The sequence below is a fragment of the Actinoplanes sp. NPDC026670 genome, assembly GCF_040638175.1.
In the GTDB taxonomy this organism is placed as follows: Bacteria; Actinomycetota; Actinomycetes; order Mycobacteriales; family Micromonosporaceae; genus Actinoplanes.
Genome location: NZ_JBEZXU010000018.1, coordinates 105,264 through 121,946, shown reverse-complemented (window position 1 = coordinate 121,946; position 16,683 = coordinate 105,264). Strand labels below are relative to the sequence as shown.

Here is a 16,683-nt window from a genome sequence, read left to right as displayed (position 1 = left end):
CGACCGCCGGGGAGGGCGATCATGTCGAAATCAGTCACCGTGCTGGCGAGCCTGGCGCTCGCCGTCCTGCCGGCGCCGGCACACGCGGCCACCCGAGCCGCGGTGCCAGGCGAGGTGACCTGGTCGGCCACCCAGCGGCGCAGCGCCGACGCGGACGCCCTGTGCCGGGACGGCCGGGCCAACATCAAGGCCACCTACACCGGCGCGCACGGTCTGACGGCGCTGCTGGTCTCCGGCGCGAAGAGCGACTACGCCGACTACTACGCGTTCATGCGCGGGCCGTTGGTCTTCTCGTCCAGCACGCTCAACGGCGCGGGCAGTCACCAATCGTGGATCAGCACCCCCACACCGTCGCGCCCGGGCGCCGAGGACGGCTCGGCGGTCTTCGGTGTGGAGGTGCTCGACATCGACGCGAACAAGCTGCTCTGGTTCCAGAGCTGGGACTTTCCGCTGGCCTGCGGTTACGACTACGAGGTCACGCTCGAGGACGTGGACCAGCAGTCGGCCGCCGCTGTCCCAGGGGCGTGAACCGGGCGCCCAGTGACGGCACGGCCACCGCCTCCGGGGCCTTCTCACCGTCGATGATCTCGGTCATCCGGCGGATCGTCGGGTCGCCCTCGTCGGCCACGTAGTCGTGGTCGCGGGTCTCGTCACGACCCTCCGGCACCCGGGCGCCCCGGAACACCGGGGTGAGCGCGAACGTGACGATCAGGTTGACCGCGAGCGCGACGACTCCCACGTAGATGCTGGCGTCGCTGTCGATCCCGATCGTGTCGAGGGGCCAGGCTGAACCGCCGAAGTGCTCCCGTACCACAGTGGTGCCGTTGGTCTTGGGAATCTGATAAAGCATGACGATGCCCACCAGCAGCCCCGACCCGATGCCACACGCCAGAGCCGTCCGGTGGAACCAGTTGGTGTAGAGCCCGAGCGCCACGGCCGGCAGCGTCTGCATGATCACCACGCCGCCGATCAACTGGAGGTCGATGGCGAACTGGGTGTTGAGCAGCAGAATGACCAGCAGCGCGCCGAATTTGACGGTCAGCGAGACGGTCTTGCTGACGTAGGTCTCCTCTTTGGCGGAGGCGTCCGGCCGGATGTACACGCGATAGATGTCGCGGGTGAAGAGGTTCGCCGCGGCGATCGACATGATCGCGGCCGGCACCATGGCGCCGACACCGATGGCGGCGAAGACCATGCCGGCGGTCCAGGCCGGCGCGTTCTCGTTGAACCACTGGGGTACGACGGTGTTCGCGTTCCCGCCCACGGCTTCGGTGCCGCTGTAGATAGCCGCGAAGCCGACCAGCATCAGCACACCGAGGGTGAGCGTGTAGAGCGGCAGCACCGCCAGGTTGCGCCGCAGCGTGCCCCGGTTACGGGAGGCCAGCACGCCGGTGAGGGTGTGCGGGTAGAGGAAGAGCGCGAGCGCCGACCCGAGCGCCAGGGTGACGTAGTTGAGCTGGCTCTCCGGGGCGAGCAGCAGCCCGTCGTCGAGGCGGGGCGAGGTCGCGTACTTCGCCTCGGCCAGCCGGAACACCGGATCCCAGCCGCCCGGCATCATCGACACGATCATGATGACCGACAGCACCGACCACAGGACCAGGGTGTCCTTGACGATCGAGACGAGCGCCGGCCCCCGCAGCCCCGAGTTGAACGTGTAGAGCGCCAGCACCAGGAACGCGATGGTCAACGGCCAGCCCTTGGGCAGGCCCATCACCTCGAAGACCGCTTCGATGCCGATCAACTGCAGGGCGATGTACGGCATGGTGGCCACGATGCCGAGCACGGCGATCCCGGTGCCCAGTCCTTTGGAGCCGAACCGGGCTCGGACGAACTCGGCCGGCGTGACGAACCCGTGCACGTGACAGACCGACCAGAACCGGGCCAGCACCACGAACAGCATCGGGTAGACGATCACCAGGAACGGCACCGGGAAGAACCCGGCGGCGCCGACGCCGAACACCAGGGTGGGCACGGCGACGAAGGTGTACGCCGTGTAGACGTCCCCACTGAGCAGGAAGAACGTCACCCAGTTGCCGAACGCCCGGCCGCCCAGCCCCCATTCCTCGAGGCTGTGGATGTCGTTGGGACGCCGCCAGCGGGACGCCGCGAATCCCATGATCGCGACGACTCCGAAGATCAGTGTGAAGACGATCAGCTGAACCTTCTGATCGCCCATGGTCATCGGCTCCTGGTGTGCACGAAGGCGATGACGATGCTGGCCAGGAACGCGAAACCGAGCTGGCTCCAGTAGAAGAACGGCAATCCGATGAACGTCGGCTCGACCCGGTTGTAGAGGAACGGGGTCAGCGGCACGACGATCGGGATCAGCAGCAGCCAGTTGCGCCGGTGCGCGTCGGGCCGGCGGAAGAAGCCCCGGAGCGTGCGGAATTGGCGCGGCGGAGCGGCCGGGCGGGGCATGACGACCGGGCGGGGCGGAGCGACCGGGCGGGGCGGGGCGGCGTGCCGGGGCTGAACGGCCGCGTAGGCCTGTGATGGGCTCTGCACGGCGTGGTGCCAGTCGGGAGATCCTGATCCGTATCGCCTGTCCACCATGGCAGCCTCCGGAGGGTGATCATGCGTCCACCGGCCGCAATGTTTGCAGGTGACGCGCGTCACGATCACCCAACTTTCGGACGATGCAGCATCATCCGTTCGGCTGATTAATGGTGAGTAACATTGGCTATTTAACGCTGGCTGTACCGGCTTCGTGCCATGCCGCCCGACCGCCGGCCACGCCTTGATCACGGTGGCCCTAGAGTGCCGCGAAAGGCCCACACCACGGAGGAAACGGTGACAGAGCAGCACGAAACCACACGATCAACGAAGGGCCTCCGCCGGCTCCTCGTGGCCCTGCTGGTGCTGGTCGTCCTGGCCGTGGCGGCCGGGCTCACACTGTCCCGCATCAGCGCCGATCGATCGGCCTCCCAAATGGCTAGGGACTACCCGACTCACAGCAATTCACAGGCGCGGGAAATGGTCTTCCAGGTCTTCCTCGTCTAGGTCGTCGTACTCGTACTCGAAGTCTTCCCGCAGCTCAGGGGCATCCTCGACCAGCCACTGAGGCATCGGCAGACGCAGTCCGAGAAATTGGATGTCCGAGGGGACGGCAAGCGACATGGGAACTCTCCGAAAACGAGCCGGAATTTCGTTGAGGAGACCGTAGGAAAGCTGAACGGAAACCGTCAACGCATTCCGAGACTCCCTTACGTCATTCCTAGTCGATGCACAGTGCCCGCACAGTGGATTTCACCGATCCACCCCTCGCGCGAGCAGTGATCTTTTGGTCTCACCCGGTAGGGGTTGCGTGACCAGGGGTTTTAGGGCAGCCTAACGAAGGTAAGGCTAAGCAAAACCAAAGGATCCGGGCTCGATGTACGTCTGTATATGCCACCACGTCCGCGAACGCGAGGTTCGTGCCGTCATCCGGCTCGGCGCGCGCACCGAGGAAGCCGTGGGCGACGCCTGCGGCGCGGGGACGGGTTGCGGCAGCTGTCTCGACCGGATCTGCGACCTGATCGAAGAGGAGACCACCGACACGCGCCTGACAAAAGCCGCATAGCGTCACCGATCCGTTACGCTCAACCCCAGTTAGGCCATAACTGGGGGTATTTGGCATGCAAGGCGACGCCCGTGTCATCGAGTTTCTCAACGAGCAGCTCACCGCGGAACTGACCGCGATCAACCAGTACTTCCTGCACGCCAAGATGCAGGAGAACTGGGGCTACACCGTGCTGGCGAAGCACACCAAACACGAATCCATCGACGAGATGCGGCACGCCGAGGTCCTCACCGACCGCATCCTCTTCCTCGAAGGACTGCCCAACTACCAGAAGCTCTCCGTGCTGCGGATCGGCGAGACGGTCAAGGAGCAGTTCGAGTGCGACATGAAGATCGAGGTCGAAGCCGTCGACCGGCTGCGCCGCGGCCTGGAGTACATGCGCTCGATCGGCGACGTCACGTCCGCCCGGATCTTCGAGGACATCCTGGCCGACGAGGAGCACCACGTCGACTATCTGGAGACCCAGCTCGGCCTGATCGAGAAGCTGGGCGAGGCGCTCTACCTGCAGAACGTCACGGAGCACCCGGAAGCCGGGTGAGGTGACGCGCTAGCCGGCCAGCAGTTCCGACAGCGTGACGGGCTCCAGGCCACGACGGCGGAGCCCGGCGAGGATGGCCGGCAGCGCGTCGTCGGTGTACAGGGCGTTCGCCTCGGTCACGTGCATGATCACGATCGAGCCCGGTTTCACCTGCGACAACACCGCGTTCACCACCGGGTCCGGGCCGCGGGCGAACGGATCGCCGCTCACCACGTCACCGTCGACCACGGTGACCCCGAGCGGCGCCAGCGCCCGCAGCGCCGCCCGGTCATGGCACAGACCCGGGAACCGGAAGTACCGGGTCTGCCGCCCGCCGAACGGCTCCAGCACCCGGAACGTCTTCGCCACGTCCTCGGTCATGTCGGCCGGCTTCACCCGGGGCAGGTTGTAGCAGTCCCCGGTGAACGCGGCGTGCTCGTAGCTGTGGTTCGCCACCTCGAACCGCGGGTTGGCCACGATCCGTTTCGTGACCTCGGGATACTGCTCGGCCCACTGGCCGGTGACGAAGAACGTGGCCGGGATCCGGCGCTGCTCAAGAATGCCGAGCAGGCGCAGGTTGGCGTACGACTTCACCTCGCCCCGCCGCAGCCGCGCCGTCATCGCGTCGGTCATGTCCGCGTCGAACGTCAGCGCCACCCGTTTGACGTCCCGCGGACCATGCTGCACCACGGGCGGCTGTTCTCCGGCCTCGACGGTTCCCGGCATCACCGCCTTTTCCACCGAGGGAGCCGGGCCGGCCTCCGCAATCCGCGACCGCGACGGCCCCGGAGCAGGCGCCGGACCGGTCCTCGGCGCGGGGTCGCCGCACCCGGCCAGCATCAGCACCAATGCGAGGGCGAGTGCCCGCCGATCGACAGCCATGCCCGCGAGGATGGCAAAGGCGCGCCAATCCGTCTATTCCTTGATCCCTACGCCACAGAACTGGTTCACGTCCTCGCCGGGGTCGCCGTCGGGCCGCCACCTGTTACACGGCACGATGCCCGGCTCCAGCAGCCGCAACCCGTCGAAGAACGCGGCGATCTCGGCAGAGCTCCGGTACTTGATCTTCGGGGTGCCGCGCTCGTTCCAGAACTCGACGATCCGGTGCGCCTCGGCGGTGTTGATGTCGTGGCAGCCGTGCGCGATCGCCAGGTAGCTGCCCGGCGCCAGCTCGTCGACGAGCTGCCGGACCACCGACCGGGCCGCCTCGTCGTCGCGGATGAAGTGCACGATCCCGAGCAGGGTCAGCGCGATCGGCTGGCTGAAGTCGAGAGTGTCGCGGGCCGCCCGCAGGATCGACCCGGGGTCGTTGAGATCGGCCTCGACGTAGTTGGTGACCCCCTCCGGCGTGCCCGACAGCAGGGCCCGCGCGTGCACCAGGACCAGCGGATCGTTGTCGACATAGACGACCCGGGTCTCCGGCGCCACGGCCTGCGCGACCTGGTGGGTGTTGTCGGCCGTCGGCAGTCCGGTGCCGATGTCCAGGATCTGCCGGATCCCGCCGTCGCGCACCAGGTGCTCCACCGACCGCCGCAGGAACTTCCGGTCCTCCCGGGCCAGCGCCACGATCGACGGCAGCATCCCGGCGATCGCGTCCCCGGCCTCCCGGTCGACCTGGAAGTTGTCCTTGCCACCGAGCCAGTAGTTCCACAGCCGCGCCGAATGCGGCGTCCCGGTGTCCAGATTGGTCCCCGCCGACTCAGCCACGAGCATCCCCCGTCGTCCACCGCGCACATCGACGGCGCTCATCATGCCAGCCCCGGCACGGCGCCACCAACCCGGCGGACCCGTGCCGGGAACTCCCGGGTGCGGCTACCTATGTGCCCGCACGAGAAGGATCGTGGTGGCGAGCGTCAGTGCAACGACGACGCACAGCGTGACGAGCCCCCAAAGGGTGACACGTTCGCCTAACTGCCAGAGACCGATAACGCCGAGAATCGTCGCGATGGAGGCAGCGAAGCTCACCCCCGCCGTCAGCACGGCCTTGGCTGCGGTCAACCTCCGATCGCTTCCCTGTTCAGCGGGCTGTCGACTGGATAGATTGGGCATGTTGGTTCCTTACTTCCCCTGAGCGGTGGGGCGAGGGTTCAACACGGGCGGCCCGCTGGCAGGCGGGCCGTCTTCCTTTGCGGGCGTGGCCACCCGCCCGGCCACCACGCCGAATGAGCCGGACGTCGCGGTCGGTGCGACTTTCCGGTCGAGAATCCCGCCAGCACGCCACCTCATGCGAAGCGGTGCGTTTTCCCCGAAAAGACCTCAACCGAAGGACTTTCTGATCAAAAATGACGTCACAGACCTCCGCGAATCTTGACGCAGCGGGGGCGAACGGGAATTCGGGTGGGCCATACACCATCATGGGCGCGCCCGTTGGTAATTGCCAAGAGGCCGTTGCCAAGATAAATTGCCGCCTACAAGTTGCCTCCGTCATCAGCGAGGTGGCAATGTGACAGGTGGCTATTTCGTCTATGGAGGTGAACGCCGTCCCCGCAACTCCAGGCCCCCTGGCTCGTCGCCGCCAGCTGGGCACCGCACTGCGCCGCTACCGAGTCGATGCCGGCTTGAGCATCAACGACGTAGCGCGCGAATTGCTGTGCTCAGCTGCGAAGATCAGCAGGTTGGAGACCGCCCAGAGACCCGCGTCGCTCCGCGACGTGCGTGATCTGTGCAACCTCTACAGAGTCTCGCCCTCCACACGCGCGAAGCTGATGAAGCTCGCCGAGGAGAGCCGGGAAGCCGCTTGGTGGCAGCAGCGCCGCCTCGAACCCAATCTCGAGAAGTACGTGGGGTTGGAAGGCGCTGCCCGCGAAATCATCGACTACCAGAATTCTGTGGTTCCTGGACTGTTGCAAACAGCCGAATATGCCGAGGCAATACTGAGACTCTGGATTCCAGACGATCCCGCCGCGCTCGCCGACACGGTAGAGATCCGCATGAAGCGGCAGGACCTCCTGGAATCCGACACGAGCGTGCGTATCGTGATTGACGAGAGCGCGTTGCGACGCCCCATTGGGGGGCCTGAGATCATGCGTCGGCAATTTGATCGCCTGATCGAACTGAGCAACGTTCCGTTGATCGATATGCGGGTAATTCCTTACGCGGCTGGGGAGCACAAGGGAACTACCGGCGGGTTCACTGTCCTGCGATTCTCCACGGACCCGTCCAGTCATCCTGAGCTGGAGCTGCCCGACGTCGTGTACGTCGAAGGCGTCGCGGCCGGCCAGTATTTCGATCAGCCCGGCGAGGTCAGGGCCTACATCGACCTTTTCGCAACGCTACAGGAGGCAGCGCTGCCGAAGGCCGACACGACGAGCTTTCTCGAGTCGGTCCGCCGTACAGCTGGTTCACGCATCGAACGATGAAGATGAGACAACCATGAACACGGACACGACTGCGCCGCAGTGGCGCACGTCCTCGAAATGCAGCAACGGCACCTGCGTCGAAGTGGCCTTCGTCGGGGATACGGTGCTGGTACGGAATTCTCAGCGGCCGACAGGACCTGAGATCTCCTATACCACCCAAGAGTGGGAAGACTTTCTGGCCGGTGCCAAGAATGGTGAGTTCGACCTGAGCTAGGCCACCTGTAACAACGCGACTCCGGAATCGCCGCCCCAGCAGCCGGTTCCGGAGTTTCTTCTTCTCCAACCAGATCTCCACCCCTCGGTGGTGCCACTCCACCCGGCACTCTCCGTAACGTCCGGGTCATGGATGAGAACCGTAGGAAGGCCGTCAACTACCTGCTCACCGGCGACCAGCAGGGCAGCCCGGGCACCCGGATCGCCGGGGAGATCCTGGGTCGGGTCGCCGCCCGTGACTCCGGGCGCCTCACCGGCCGGGTCGTCGTCGCCGGCCTGGTCATACTGGGCGTGGCGGGGCTCGCCTTCGTCGCCTACCGTCTGCTGATGCTCGACCTGATCCTGACCCTGGTGGGAGAGTCCGATTGACGTTCCGGGACGGCGTCCGCCTGCTCCGGGCCGACGATCCGGAGACCGGCTGGCTGGTCCGGATCGTGCTCAGCGCCCTGATGCTGTGGGCCTTCCTGACCGCGGGGGCGGCGAGCACGGGCGTACGGCCGGTGCTCGCCGCCGCCCTCACCTGCTGGTTCGTCTTCCTGCTGGCCGACCGCCGATCTCCGCGGATGTCCCGGCTGGCGCTCGCCGGGGCGGCGCTGCTCCCGGCGACGGTCGCCGGGCTGCCGGAGGACGCGCACTCGCTGCTCTACCTGTATGCGGCACTGTTCACGTTCGTGCTGCTCCCCCGCACCCCGATGTGGGCGATCCTCACCCTCACCGCGGCGGTGCTGGCCGCCCTGCTCACCGGGCTGTGGCTGGCCGGGCGCGGGCCCGCCGCGATGCTCACCCAGCCGGCGCTGATCGCGGTGCTCGTGCTGTTCAGCCTGCACCGGCGCGAGCATCGGCTACGCGCTGAACAGACGGCGCTGCTGCTCGAACAGACGTCCCGCACGCAGCAGGCGCAGGCCCGGGCGGCGGCGCTCGACGAACGCGCCCGGATCTCCCGGGAACTGCATGACGTCCTCGCGCATTCGCTGGGCGCTCTGGGCGTACAGCTGGAGGTCGCTGAGGCGCAGCTGACCGAGAGAGGCGACGTCGCCGGAGCCGCCGCCCGCATCCGGAGGGCCCGGCGCCTCGCCGCCGAAGGCCTGGCCGAGGCCCGTTCGGCGGTGGCCGCGTTGCGCGCCGACGTCCCGCCGCTGCCCCTGGCGTTGGACGCCTTGGCGGCGTCGTTCCGCGCCGACCACGGCGCGACGGTGACCCTGGGCACCGACGGCGACCATCGCATTCTGTCACCGGCGGCGGAGATCGCGCTGCTGCGCATCGCCCGCGAATCCCTGACGAACGCGACCCGCCACGCTCCCGGCACTCCGATCGCCATGACTCTCAGTTATCTCCCGCGATGCGTCCGGCTGACGGTCCGCAACCCTTCATTCGGTACGGCCACGCCCGGCCCGTTCCAGCAGGAGGAACGTCCGGCGGTTCCGGTCCGTATGAAAGCCCCGCTGGCCACGCACGGGCTGATCGGGGCGCGGGAGCGGGCCGCTCTCGTCGGTGGGACCATGCGGGCCGGCGCCGAGGACGGCGAATGGCTGGTCAGCGTGGAGGTCCCGGAGTGAGCGAACACCCGTTGCATGTCCGGTGGCTGGTCAGCCCGGAGGTCCCGGAATGAGCGAACACCCGTTGCATGTCCGGTGGCCGGCCAGCGTGGGGGTTCCGGAGTGAACGAACGCCCGTTGCGTGTCCTGGTCGCCGATGATCAAGCGCTGGTCCGGGAGGGACTGACCGCCCTGCTGGAGCTCACCGACGGTATCGAGGTGCTCGGCGCCGCCGCCGACGGTGAGCAGGCGCTGGCCCTGGTCGCCGACCACCGGCCGGACGTGGTGCTGATGGACCTGCGGATGCCGGTGCTCGACGGGATCACCGCGACCGCCCGGATCCGGGCCGAGTTCCCCGAGGTCGCCGTGGTGGTGCTGACCACCTACGCCGACGACGAGTCGATCACCGGCGCCCTGGCCGCCGGAGCTCGCGGCTACCTGACCAAGGACGCCGGCCGTGCCGAGATCAACCTCGCGCTACGGGCCGCCGCGGCCGGGCACGCCATGTTCGACCCGGCTGTGGCCGCGCGGCTGTCCGAAGCGATGTCCCGCCCGGTCCCGGCGCCGCCGCGGGACCGCCTGCCCGACGGGCTGACCCAGCGGGAGGCCGAGGTGCTCGCACAGATCGCGGCCGGCCGGACCAACGCGGAGATCGCCGCCGCCCTGTTCGTGACCGAGTCGACCGTCAAGACGCACATCAACAACGCCTTCGCCAAGATCGGCGCCCGCAACCGCACCGAGGCCGCCACCTACGCCACCCGCCACAGCCTGCCAAAACCCACGTGGTGACCGGTGGTCCGATCCGAGCCACGTTTCACCACGCGAACCGGCGCGGAGCGCAGCGTGCCGAGCCGCGGCGCATTCCGCACCACACATCACCACGCGAACCGGCGGGGAGCACAGCGTGCCGAGCCGCGGCGCGGAGCGCACCCCGAGCGCGGGCCCGGGCGTGGACGGCGGTGGTCAGGCGGCGTGGCCGGACTGGGCGGCGTGGGCTATCGCCCGGCGCAGGACCGCCACCGAGACGGTCAGGTCGCCGGCCATGTCGGTGAGGCCGAGCTCGATCCACTCACGGATCAGCTGGGAGTAGGGGATGCCGGCCTGGTCGGCGGCGGCCCGCACACGCTGCGCCAACAGCGGCGGGACACGGATGCCGAGGGGTACCATGGGTTCGGCCTCGGGCGCCGGGGGCAGGCTCACCCTCGTACCCTCGTGGTAGGTGACGTCTCCGGCGGCGAACGCCGCCGCGGCCGCCGAGATCTGCTCGTCGCTGTATTGCTGACTCATGACGCGTCCGCCTCCCAGGCCTTGAACCGCACCAACTCGTCGGGGGTCATCTCGCGGGCGCCGATGATCTGCTGCCGGTGCCCGCCGAGCAGCCGCACGGCGACGACGAGGGGACGGCCGGTGCCGGTGCGCCCGCTGATCGTCAGGAAATGCACCCCGGCGCTCTCCGCGGCCAGCGGCAGACGCCGCTGAGCGGACAGAACCTGGGTGACCTCCTGAGACTCGATGTCACGTAGACGCGCCAAGGCCTCGGTCAGCCACTCGTACCCCACATCACCAGCGTAAAACGTTCGTCAGACGGCGTCCAATGGCCCGGCTGTGACAAGACCGTGTTTATTTGCTGGTAGACAACTATCCGTGGCAGACGACTACTACACCATCGCGCTGGAACCGGCCGGCCGCAGCGCGGCGTCGCGCGTCCTGCTCACCGGCGCGTTCGACCTGGGTGCTCGCGAGGACCTGCGCACCTCCCTGCTCGACCTGGTCGGCAGCGATCCCGGTCCGCGAATCGTGGTCGACCTCGGGCGGGTGACGTTCATCGACTCGGAGGCGATCAACGCCCTGATCGAGGGATATCTCGCCGCCGAACGGGCCGGGATCGTGTTTCGTCTGGCCCAGGCCCGGGGCATCGTCGAACGGGTGCTCCGGGTGATCGGGCTCGACCATCTGCTTGACCCGCCGGAAGCCGGTGGTGATCAGGCAGAGGTGTGACCGGGCGCTAACCTCGGGGCGCGGACAAGCACGAGGAAGGGGCCACAGGGTCTTGGGCAACGGGGACGACCTACGGCTGTTGCGCGCCTACGAGCCGGTGGCCAGGTTCACCGAGGGTGAATACTTCTTCCCCGTCTCGGTCGAGCGGTACGTCAGCCGCGCCAGCCTGTGGCGTCACGAACCCGGGCAGGGCCCGGTGCAGATCGCCGCGCCCGGCGACCTGAGCCTCGACGCGCTGGCCACGGCCGGCGGCGCCGAACAGGGCCTCGGTCACGCGCTGTCCGGCATCGGCACCGGCGACAAGCACCTCACCCACATCCCGCTGCGCGACCGGCCGCCGCATCTGTCCCGGTCCAGCCGGCTCGGCGCGGTCGGGCTCACCGGCCGGCTGGTCGACACGCTCAACCGGTTCTCGCTGCTGTTCCGGGGCAGTGTCCCGGGTGGTTCGGCGGCCCGCTCGTTCCTGCTCCAGCGCGACCACCTGGAGACGAGCGAGCCCACCTACTACGGGCGGGTGGTGCGCGACGGGCCGTGGACCGTGTGCCAGTACTGGTTCTTCTACAACTTCAACAACTGGCGGTCGGCGTTCGGTGGGGTCAACGAGCACGAGGCCGACTGGGAGCAGGTGACCGTCTTCATCGACGCGGCCGCCCCGGACGGCCCGGACGGGCTTCCGGCGCCGTCGTGGGTGGTGTTCTCGGCGCACGACGAGGTGGGCGACGACCTGCGCCGCCGCTGGGACGACCCGGATCTGACGACTGTCGGCGGGCGGCACCCGGTGGTGTTCGTCGGGGCCGGCTCGCACTCCGGGGCCTATCTGCCCGGCGACTACCTGATCACGGTCCGGCCACCACGGCTGCGCGGCCTGGTCGGCGCGTTGCGGTGGTCGGCGCGACTCCTGGCGCCCTGGTCCCCCGAGGATCAGAGCAACGTCGGGATTCCGTACGTGGACTACGCGCGCGGCGACGGACGTGCGGTCGGTCCCGGCCAGTCCGAGGCATGGCACCAGGTGCAGATCGGCGACGAGACGGGCTGGGTACGCGACTTCCGCGGCCTGTGGGGGCGCGACACCCGCGACCGTCTCGGCGGCGAACGCGGGCCGGCCGGGCCACGATACGGGCGCGACGGCACGGTCCGGCCGGCGTGGGCGGATCCGGTCGGCTGGGCCGGGCTCGCGAAGGTCGTACCCGATCAGGCGGAGGAACGGCGGCTCGTCGCCATCCGTACCCAACGTGATCTTGATCGTCTCGCCGAGTTGGACGACGAGATAGACGCGCTGCGGCATGAGCTGACGGTGGCCGCCGCGGGTCTTCCGGCGGCCGCGCCGGAGGTGCGGTCGCTGGCCGCCCGGGAGCAGAAGCTGCTCGCGCTGCGGATGGAACGCACCCGGCTGGCCGACGAGCTGCGCCGGGCCACGACGGCGCCGCCGGTCGCCCAGCATCCGCACGCCCACCTGCTGCACCGCCGTCTGCCGATCGACCAGGTCGGCGGTTTCCTGGGCCGGGCGCTGTCCTGGTGGGCGGTGCTGAGCACGCCGCTGATCCTGCTGGCGATCGGCGCGGTGGTGGCGCCGCCGCCGGTCTCCGGCCAGCTGACCGCCCTGGTCCTGCTACTGGTTCTGCTCGGCGTGGAGGGCCTGGTCCGCAAGAAGTTCCTGGCCGTGGTGCTGCGGATCCTGGCGGCGTTCGTGCTGTTCGTAGCTTTGGCGGTGCTGTGGATGGAGGGCCGCTACGTGGTCACCTTCATATGCGCGGCGGCGGCGCTGCTGGTGCTGCTGGTGAACGTCCGCGAGGCCACCCGCCGCTGATCGGCGCTCTTGCGGCGACCCGCCGCTGCCCGACACTCCCGCAGCCACCCGCCGCTGCCCGACACTCCCGCAGCCACCCGCCGCTTATCGGCGCTCTTGCGGCGACCCGCCGCTGCCCGACACTCCTACGGCCACCCGCCGCTTATCGGCGCTCTTGCGGCGACCCGCCGCTGCCCGACACTCCTACGGCCACCCGCCGCTTATCGGCGCTCTTGCGGGGTCGACGGCCGCTGCGGCCACTCGGCGTTCGGGCGGCGTCGGCTATGGTCGGGCCGTGGCCACCGTCCGTGTTGAGACCGCCCTGTCCGTTTCTGCCCAGGCCGCCTGGGAGGCTGTGGCCGATGTCGGTGCGGTGCACGAGCGACTGCTCCCCGGCCGGGTGGCCGCCGCCCGGATGGAGGGCGACACCCGGATCCTGACCATGCCGGACGGGTGGGAGGTGCGCGAGTTGATCGTCGCGGTCGATCATGAGCAGCGCCGCCTGGCCTACGCCGTCGTGGGTGGGCAGCGGCTGCCACTGACCTACCATCACGCGTCGTTCCAGGTCTTCCCGGAGGGCGCCGGCAGCCGCCTGGTGTGGACGACCGACGTGCTGCCGCACCCGATGGCCGCGCACGTGGAGGCCCGGGTCTCCCGCGGCATCGAGGAGATCAAAGAGGCCCTGGAGGCGTAACACCCCCACCCGCCCCGCCCCCACCGGCGATCTTGTGGAGTTCCGACACACTCGAGTTTCGCCATTCCGGGGATCGTTTGGGTGACGGCGCACCGGTGTCCGTCGTCGCAAGCCTTGGTCGTAGCCTTCCGCGAGACTCGGTCGGCGGCGCTGGGCCCGGCGCGGTCGCCAGCGGGCGGCCAGACTCGGTCGCCAGCGCTCGGCCCGGCGCGGTCGCCAGCGGGCGGCCAGACTCGGTCGCCAGCGCTCGGCCCGGCGTGATCGCCAGCGGGCGGCCAGACTCGGTCGCCAGCGCTCGGCCCGGCGTGATCGCCAGCGTGCGACGACCAGCGCACACAATCCGGCAACGTGCGATTCCATCCTCGCCGGAGCGATGACAGGCGCACACGGACGACACAACGTGTGCGCCCGTCCCCGTCAGAGCGAAGCAGGCGCACACGATCGGCGAACGTGTGCGCTGACCACCGCTGCGCCCAGGCAAACGTGTGCGCCGACCATCGCTGCGACCGGCGAGCCCGCCCTCGGCAGCCCGCTCCCGGCATCGGCTCCGGAACGGCCGCCCAAGGTCGTAAGACGTCACGATGATCTTGCGAAGCTCGCTGAGGATGACGCTGACCAGTACGAATGCAAGACTCACTTCAGCGTCGACCCCGACCTGCAATGTCGATGCGCAAAATGGCGAAACTCGAGCGACACACCTGTCTCGCAGAACTCCACAAGATCGACGCGGAAGGCGCGAGGGGCGCGGACGCGCGAGGGCGCGGGCGGCGCCGCGAAGCGCGGGCGGCGGCACTGGGCGCCGGCTACGGGGTGGGGAACTCCTTCTCGGGGCGGTCCTTCATGTAGTCGGCGAGGGTCTCGTAGACGGCCGGGTTCACGATGCCGTGTGACATCCGGTCGGTGTGCGCGGCCCAGTCCGGGTTGGCCAGGTATCCGGCCACGACCAGGTCGCGGGTGCCGACGACCAGGGCGGCCGTCTTGTCGCTGTCGGTGGTGCCGGTCTTGCCGAACACCGGGTGCCCCACGACGCTACGGACCTGCGGCGCGGTCGAGCCGGCACAGTTGCCGAGCTGGGCACGGTCGCCGACCGGGCAGCGGGCCGCGTCGAGGGCTTTGCGGGCGACGTCCTTGGTGGTGGCGCGGGTGCACGCCGACTTCCCAGTGTCGATCTTGGTGCCGTCAGCGGTGGTGATCTGCTGGATCGGGGTGGGCGCGCAGTACATGCCGTCGGCGGCCAGGGTCGCGTACGCGTTCGCGATGTCCAGCGGAGTGGACGCCGAGACGCCGAGGCTGAAGGCACCCCACTCGTGCGCCTGCTCCGGGTCGTTGGCCCGGGTCGCGTCATCGGCCGACCGGAACTGCACACCGAACCGCTTGGCCACGGCCACCACGTTCTCCGCACCGGCCCGCTCCTGAAGCGGGATGAAGTAGGTGTTCACCGACCGCCCGAACCCGGTCCACATGTTGAAGTTGCCCTGCTCACTGGCCGACGCGTTGCTCGGGCAGTAGTAGCCACCGCAGCCGGCCGGAGCAGCCGAGTCGAGGTAGCGGGACTTGTAGCGCTGCGGCGAGTAGATGGTGGTGTCCAGGCCCATCCCCTTCTCCAGGGCGGCGACCATGGTGAACATCTTGAACACCGAGCCGGCCTGGTAACCGGGGACCCCGGTGCTGCCGGTGATGATCGGGTTCGTGGTGTTCGGGTAGGTGCCGCGGATCCCCTCGCGGGCCTGGTCCGGGTTCGACGAGAGCCGGTTCTGCGGGTGCTCGGCGTCGTCGATCTTGAACTTGCGGTTCGCGGCGAGCGCCCGGACCGCGCCGGTGCCCGGTTCGACGGCGGCCAGCATCAACGCGTTCTGGCTGGTGTCGGCGATGTGCTCGGTGACCCGCTTGCGGGCCGCGGACTGGGCGTCGAGGTCGAGGGTGGTGACGATCCGGTAGCCGCCGCTCTTCAGCAGGCGCTCCCGGTCGTACGTCGTCTCGCCGAAAGCCGACTGGTCGAGCCACCACCGGTAGAAGTAGTCGCAGAAGAAGCCCCAGTGGTTCTTGGCGACCGACACGCAGCCCCGGCTGGGCCGCTTCGCGGTGCGCGCCACCTTCTCGTTCTTCGCCTCGGCGCCCTGGGCGGCGGTGATCTGCCCGAGCTCGACCATGTTGTCGATGATGTAGTCGCGGCGGGCCACCGCCTGCGGGTAGCCGGTCTCGGTGGTCGGGTCGAACGCGGTAGGCGCCTTCACCATGCCGGCCAGCAGCGCGGCCTCGCCGATGGTCAGGTCGGCCGGCTTCTTGCCGTAGTAGACCTGGCTCGCCGCGTTCACCCCGTAGGCGCCGTTGCCGAACGGCGCCATGTTCAGATAACGCTCCAGAATCTGCTGCTTGGACAGCTCTTTCTCGACCTGGATCGCATACTTCATCTCGTTCAGTTTCCGCTGGGCGGTGTCCTTGGTGGCGTTCACCACCTCCTGCGGATCAGTCGTCGAATAGGCGAGGGCCATCCGCACGTATTGCATGGTCAGGGTGGACGCGCCCTGCTTGCCGCCGCCCTGGTTGTTGTTCACGAATGCGCGGGCGACACCTTTCAGGTCGACGCCGTTGTGCTCGTAGAACTTGTGGTCCTCGGCAGCGACGATCGCGCCCTGGATGTTCTTGGACATCTGTGACAGCGGCACGTCGCTGCGGAACTCGTCATACATCAGCGCGATCTGGGTCTTGCCGTCCGACGCATACACCCGGGTGACCTGCGGCGACGCCTGCTCGACGAGCGCCGGGGGCAGCTCACCCAACTCCTCTGCACCGGCCTTGGCCGCCAGCCCGGACATCGCGACGGCCGGGAAGGACGCCGCGGCGACCACGAGACCGGCTATCAGGCCGCAGGTGGCCAGGACTGCCACACTGCGGAGGACACGACGTTCAGGAACAGGCATTCCGGTATTCACTCCACTCAGGCTAACGAGCACGAACGGCAACGTTCAGGGTTAGGGAAATCCGTCACACGCGGTATCCCGGAACGGCGTTGCGCAAACCT

The 16,683-nt window shown here is 68.6% G+C and carries 19 protein-coding genes; 11 read left to right on the top strand and 8 right to left on the bottom strand.

Going from position 1 to position 16,683, the window contains the following annotated elements; all coding sequences use genetic code 11:
• Positions 1–21 precede the first annotated feature (21 nt).
• Entirely contained in the window at positions 22–528 is a 507-nt protein-coding gene (locus tag AB0E94_RS19710) for a hypothetical protein (protein WP_360328120.1), read from the top strand.
• Here AB0E94_RS19710 and AB0E94_RS19705 read toward each other — a convergent pair.
• Both AB0E94_RS19705 and AB0E94_RS19700 read right to left on the bottom strand, forming a co-directional pair.
• Entirely contained in the window at positions 476–2,176 is a 1,701-nt protein-coding gene (locus AB0E94_RS19705; RefSeq protein ID WP_360328117.1) for a sodium:solute symporter, read from the bottom strand. The two genes, AB0E94_RS19710 and AB0E94_RS19705, sit on opposite strands and share 53 nt — an antisense overlap.
• 2 nt (positions 2,177–2,178) lie before the next feature.
• Positions 2,179–2,553, bottom strand: a complete 375-nt coding sequence (locus AB0E94_RS19700) for a DUF3311 domain-containing protein (RefSeq protein ID WP_360328114.1) — start codon at positions 2,551–2,553, stop codon at positions 2,179–2,181.
• 817 nt (positions 2,554–3,370) lie between these two features.
• On the opposite strand from AB0E94_RS19700, the gene AB0E94_RS19695 reads away from it, so the two are divergent.
• The gene (locus AB0E94_RS19695; protein WP_360328111.1) at positions 3,371–3,559 is read left to right on the top strand and encodes a (2Fe-2S)-binding protein; all 189 of its coding nucleotides are present in this window, start codon (positions 3,371–3,373) and stop codon (positions 3,557–3,559) included.
• Between the two features lie 55 nt (positions 3,560–3,614).
• Positions 3,615–4,097, top strand: a complete 483-nt coding sequence (bfr, locus tag AB0E94_RS19690) for a bacterioferritin (RefSeq protein WP_360328109.1) — start codon at positions 3,615–3,617, stop codon at positions 4,095–4,097.
• Between the two features lie 9 nt (positions 4,098–4,106).
• Here the strand turns inward: bfr and AB0E94_RS19685 are convergent, their stop codons facing one another.
• The 3 genes from AB0E94_RS19685 to AB0E94_RS19675 all read right to left on the bottom strand — a co-directional run bounded on the left by AB0E94_RS19685 (position 4,107) and on the right by AB0E94_RS19675 (position 6,074).
• Positions 4,107–4,958 carry a polysaccharide deacetylase family protein gene (locus tag AB0E94_RS19685; protein ID WP_360328106.1) on the bottom strand — a complete coding sequence of 284 codons (852 nt, stop codon included), beginning with the start codon at positions 4,956–4,958 and terminating at the stop codon, positions 4,107–4,109.
• A 33-nt stretch (positions 4,959–4,991) separates the two neighbouring features.
• Positions 4,992–5,783: an SAM-dependent methyltransferase gene (locus tag AB0E94_RS19680; protein WP_360328103.1), complete on the bottom strand. Its 792-nt coding sequence runs from the start codon at positions 5,781–5,783 to the stop codon at positions 4,992–4,994.
• A gap of 105 nt (positions 5,784–5,888) precedes the next feature.
• The gene (locus tag AB0E94_RS19675) at positions 5,889–6,074 is read right to left on the bottom strand and encodes a hypothetical protein (RefSeq protein WP_360328100.1); all 186 of its coding nucleotides are present in this window, start codon (positions 6,072–6,074) and stop codon (positions 5,889–5,891) included.
• Positions 6,075–6,541: 467 nt separating this feature from the next.
• On the opposite strand from AB0E94_RS19675, the gene AB0E94_RS19670 reads away from it, so the two are divergent.
• From AB0E94_RS19670 to AB0E94_RS19650, 5 genes are all read left to right on the top strand, one after another.
• Entirely contained in the window at positions 6,542–7,435 is an 894-nt protein-coding gene (locus AB0E94_RS19670) for a helix-turn-helix transcriptional regulator (RefSeq protein WP_360328097.1), read from the top strand.
• 13 nt (positions 7,436–7,448) lie between these two features.
• Entirely contained in the window at positions 7,449–7,649 is a 201-nt protein-coding gene (locus tag AB0E94_RS19665; protein ID WP_360328094.1) for a DUF397 domain-containing protein, read from the top strand.
• 128 nt (positions 7,650–7,777) lie between these two features.
• The gene (locus tag AB0E94_RS19660; RefSeq protein ID WP_360328091.1) at positions 7,778–8,017 is read left to right on the top strand and encodes a hypothetical protein; all 240 of its coding nucleotides are present in this window, start codon (positions 7,778–7,780) and stop codon (positions 8,015–8,017) included.
• Positions 8,014–9,204: a histidine kinase gene (locus tag AB0E94_RS19655; RefSeq protein WP_360328088.1), complete on the top strand. Its 1,191-nt coding sequence runs from the start codon at positions 8,014–8,016 to the stop codon at positions 9,202–9,204. The genes AB0E94_RS19660 and AB0E94_RS19655 overlap by 4 nt, the downstream gene beginning before the upstream one ends.
• Before the next feature lie 102 nt (positions 9,205–9,306).
• Entirely contained in the window at positions 9,307–9,972 is a 666-nt protein-coding gene (locus AB0E94_RS19650) for a response regulator transcription factor (RefSeq protein ID WP_360328085.1), read from the top strand.
• 174 nt (positions 9,973–10,146) lie between these two features.
• Here the strand turns inward: AB0E94_RS19650 and AB0E94_RS19645 are convergent, their stop codons facing one another.
• Both AB0E94_RS19645 and AB0E94_RS19640 read right to left on the bottom strand, forming a co-directional pair.
• Entirely contained in the window at positions 10,147–10,470 is a 324-nt protein-coding gene (locus AB0E94_RS19645) for a hypothetical protein (protein WP_360328083.1), read from the bottom strand.
• Complete coding sequence (locus AB0E94_RS19640) at positions 10,467–10,742, bottom strand: hypothetical protein (protein WP_317796467.1); 276 nt, start codon at positions 10,740–10,742, stop codon at positions 10,467–10,469. The genes AB0E94_RS19645 and AB0E94_RS19640 overlap by 4 nt, the downstream gene beginning before the upstream one ends.
• 85 nt (positions 10,743–10,827) lie before the next feature.
• Here AB0E94_RS19640 and AB0E94_RS19635 point away from each other — a divergent pair, with 85 nt between their 5' ends.
• From AB0E94_RS19635 to AB0E94_RS19625, 3 genes are all read left to right on the top strand, one after another.
• On the top strand, positions 10,828–11,181 hold the full coding sequence (locus AB0E94_RS19635) for an STAS domain-containing protein (RefSeq protein WP_360328080.1): 354 nt from the start codon (positions 10,828–10,830) through the stop codon (positions 11,179–11,181).
• A gap of 52 nt (positions 11,182–11,233) precedes the next feature.
• Complete coding sequence (locus AB0E94_RS19630) at positions 11,234–12,988, top strand: hypothetical protein (protein WP_360328077.1); 1,755 nt, start codon at positions 11,234–11,236, stop codon at positions 12,986–12,988.
• Between the two features lie 274 nt (positions 12,989–13,262).
• The gene (locus AB0E94_RS19625; protein WP_360328075.1) at positions 13,263–13,661 is read left to right on the top strand and encodes an SRPBCC family protein; all 399 of its coding nucleotides are present in this window, start codon (positions 13,263–13,265) and stop codon (positions 13,659–13,661) included.
• 803 nt (positions 13,662–14,464) lie between these two features.
• Here the strand turns inward: AB0E94_RS19625 and AB0E94_RS19620 are convergent.
• Positions 14,465–16,582, bottom strand: coding sequence for a transglycosylase domain-containing protein (locus tag AB0E94_RS19620; RefSeq protein WP_360328072.1), 2,118 nt, complete (start codon positions 16,580–16,582; stop codon positions 14,465–14,467).
• Positions 16,583–16,683 lie beyond the last annotated feature (101 nt).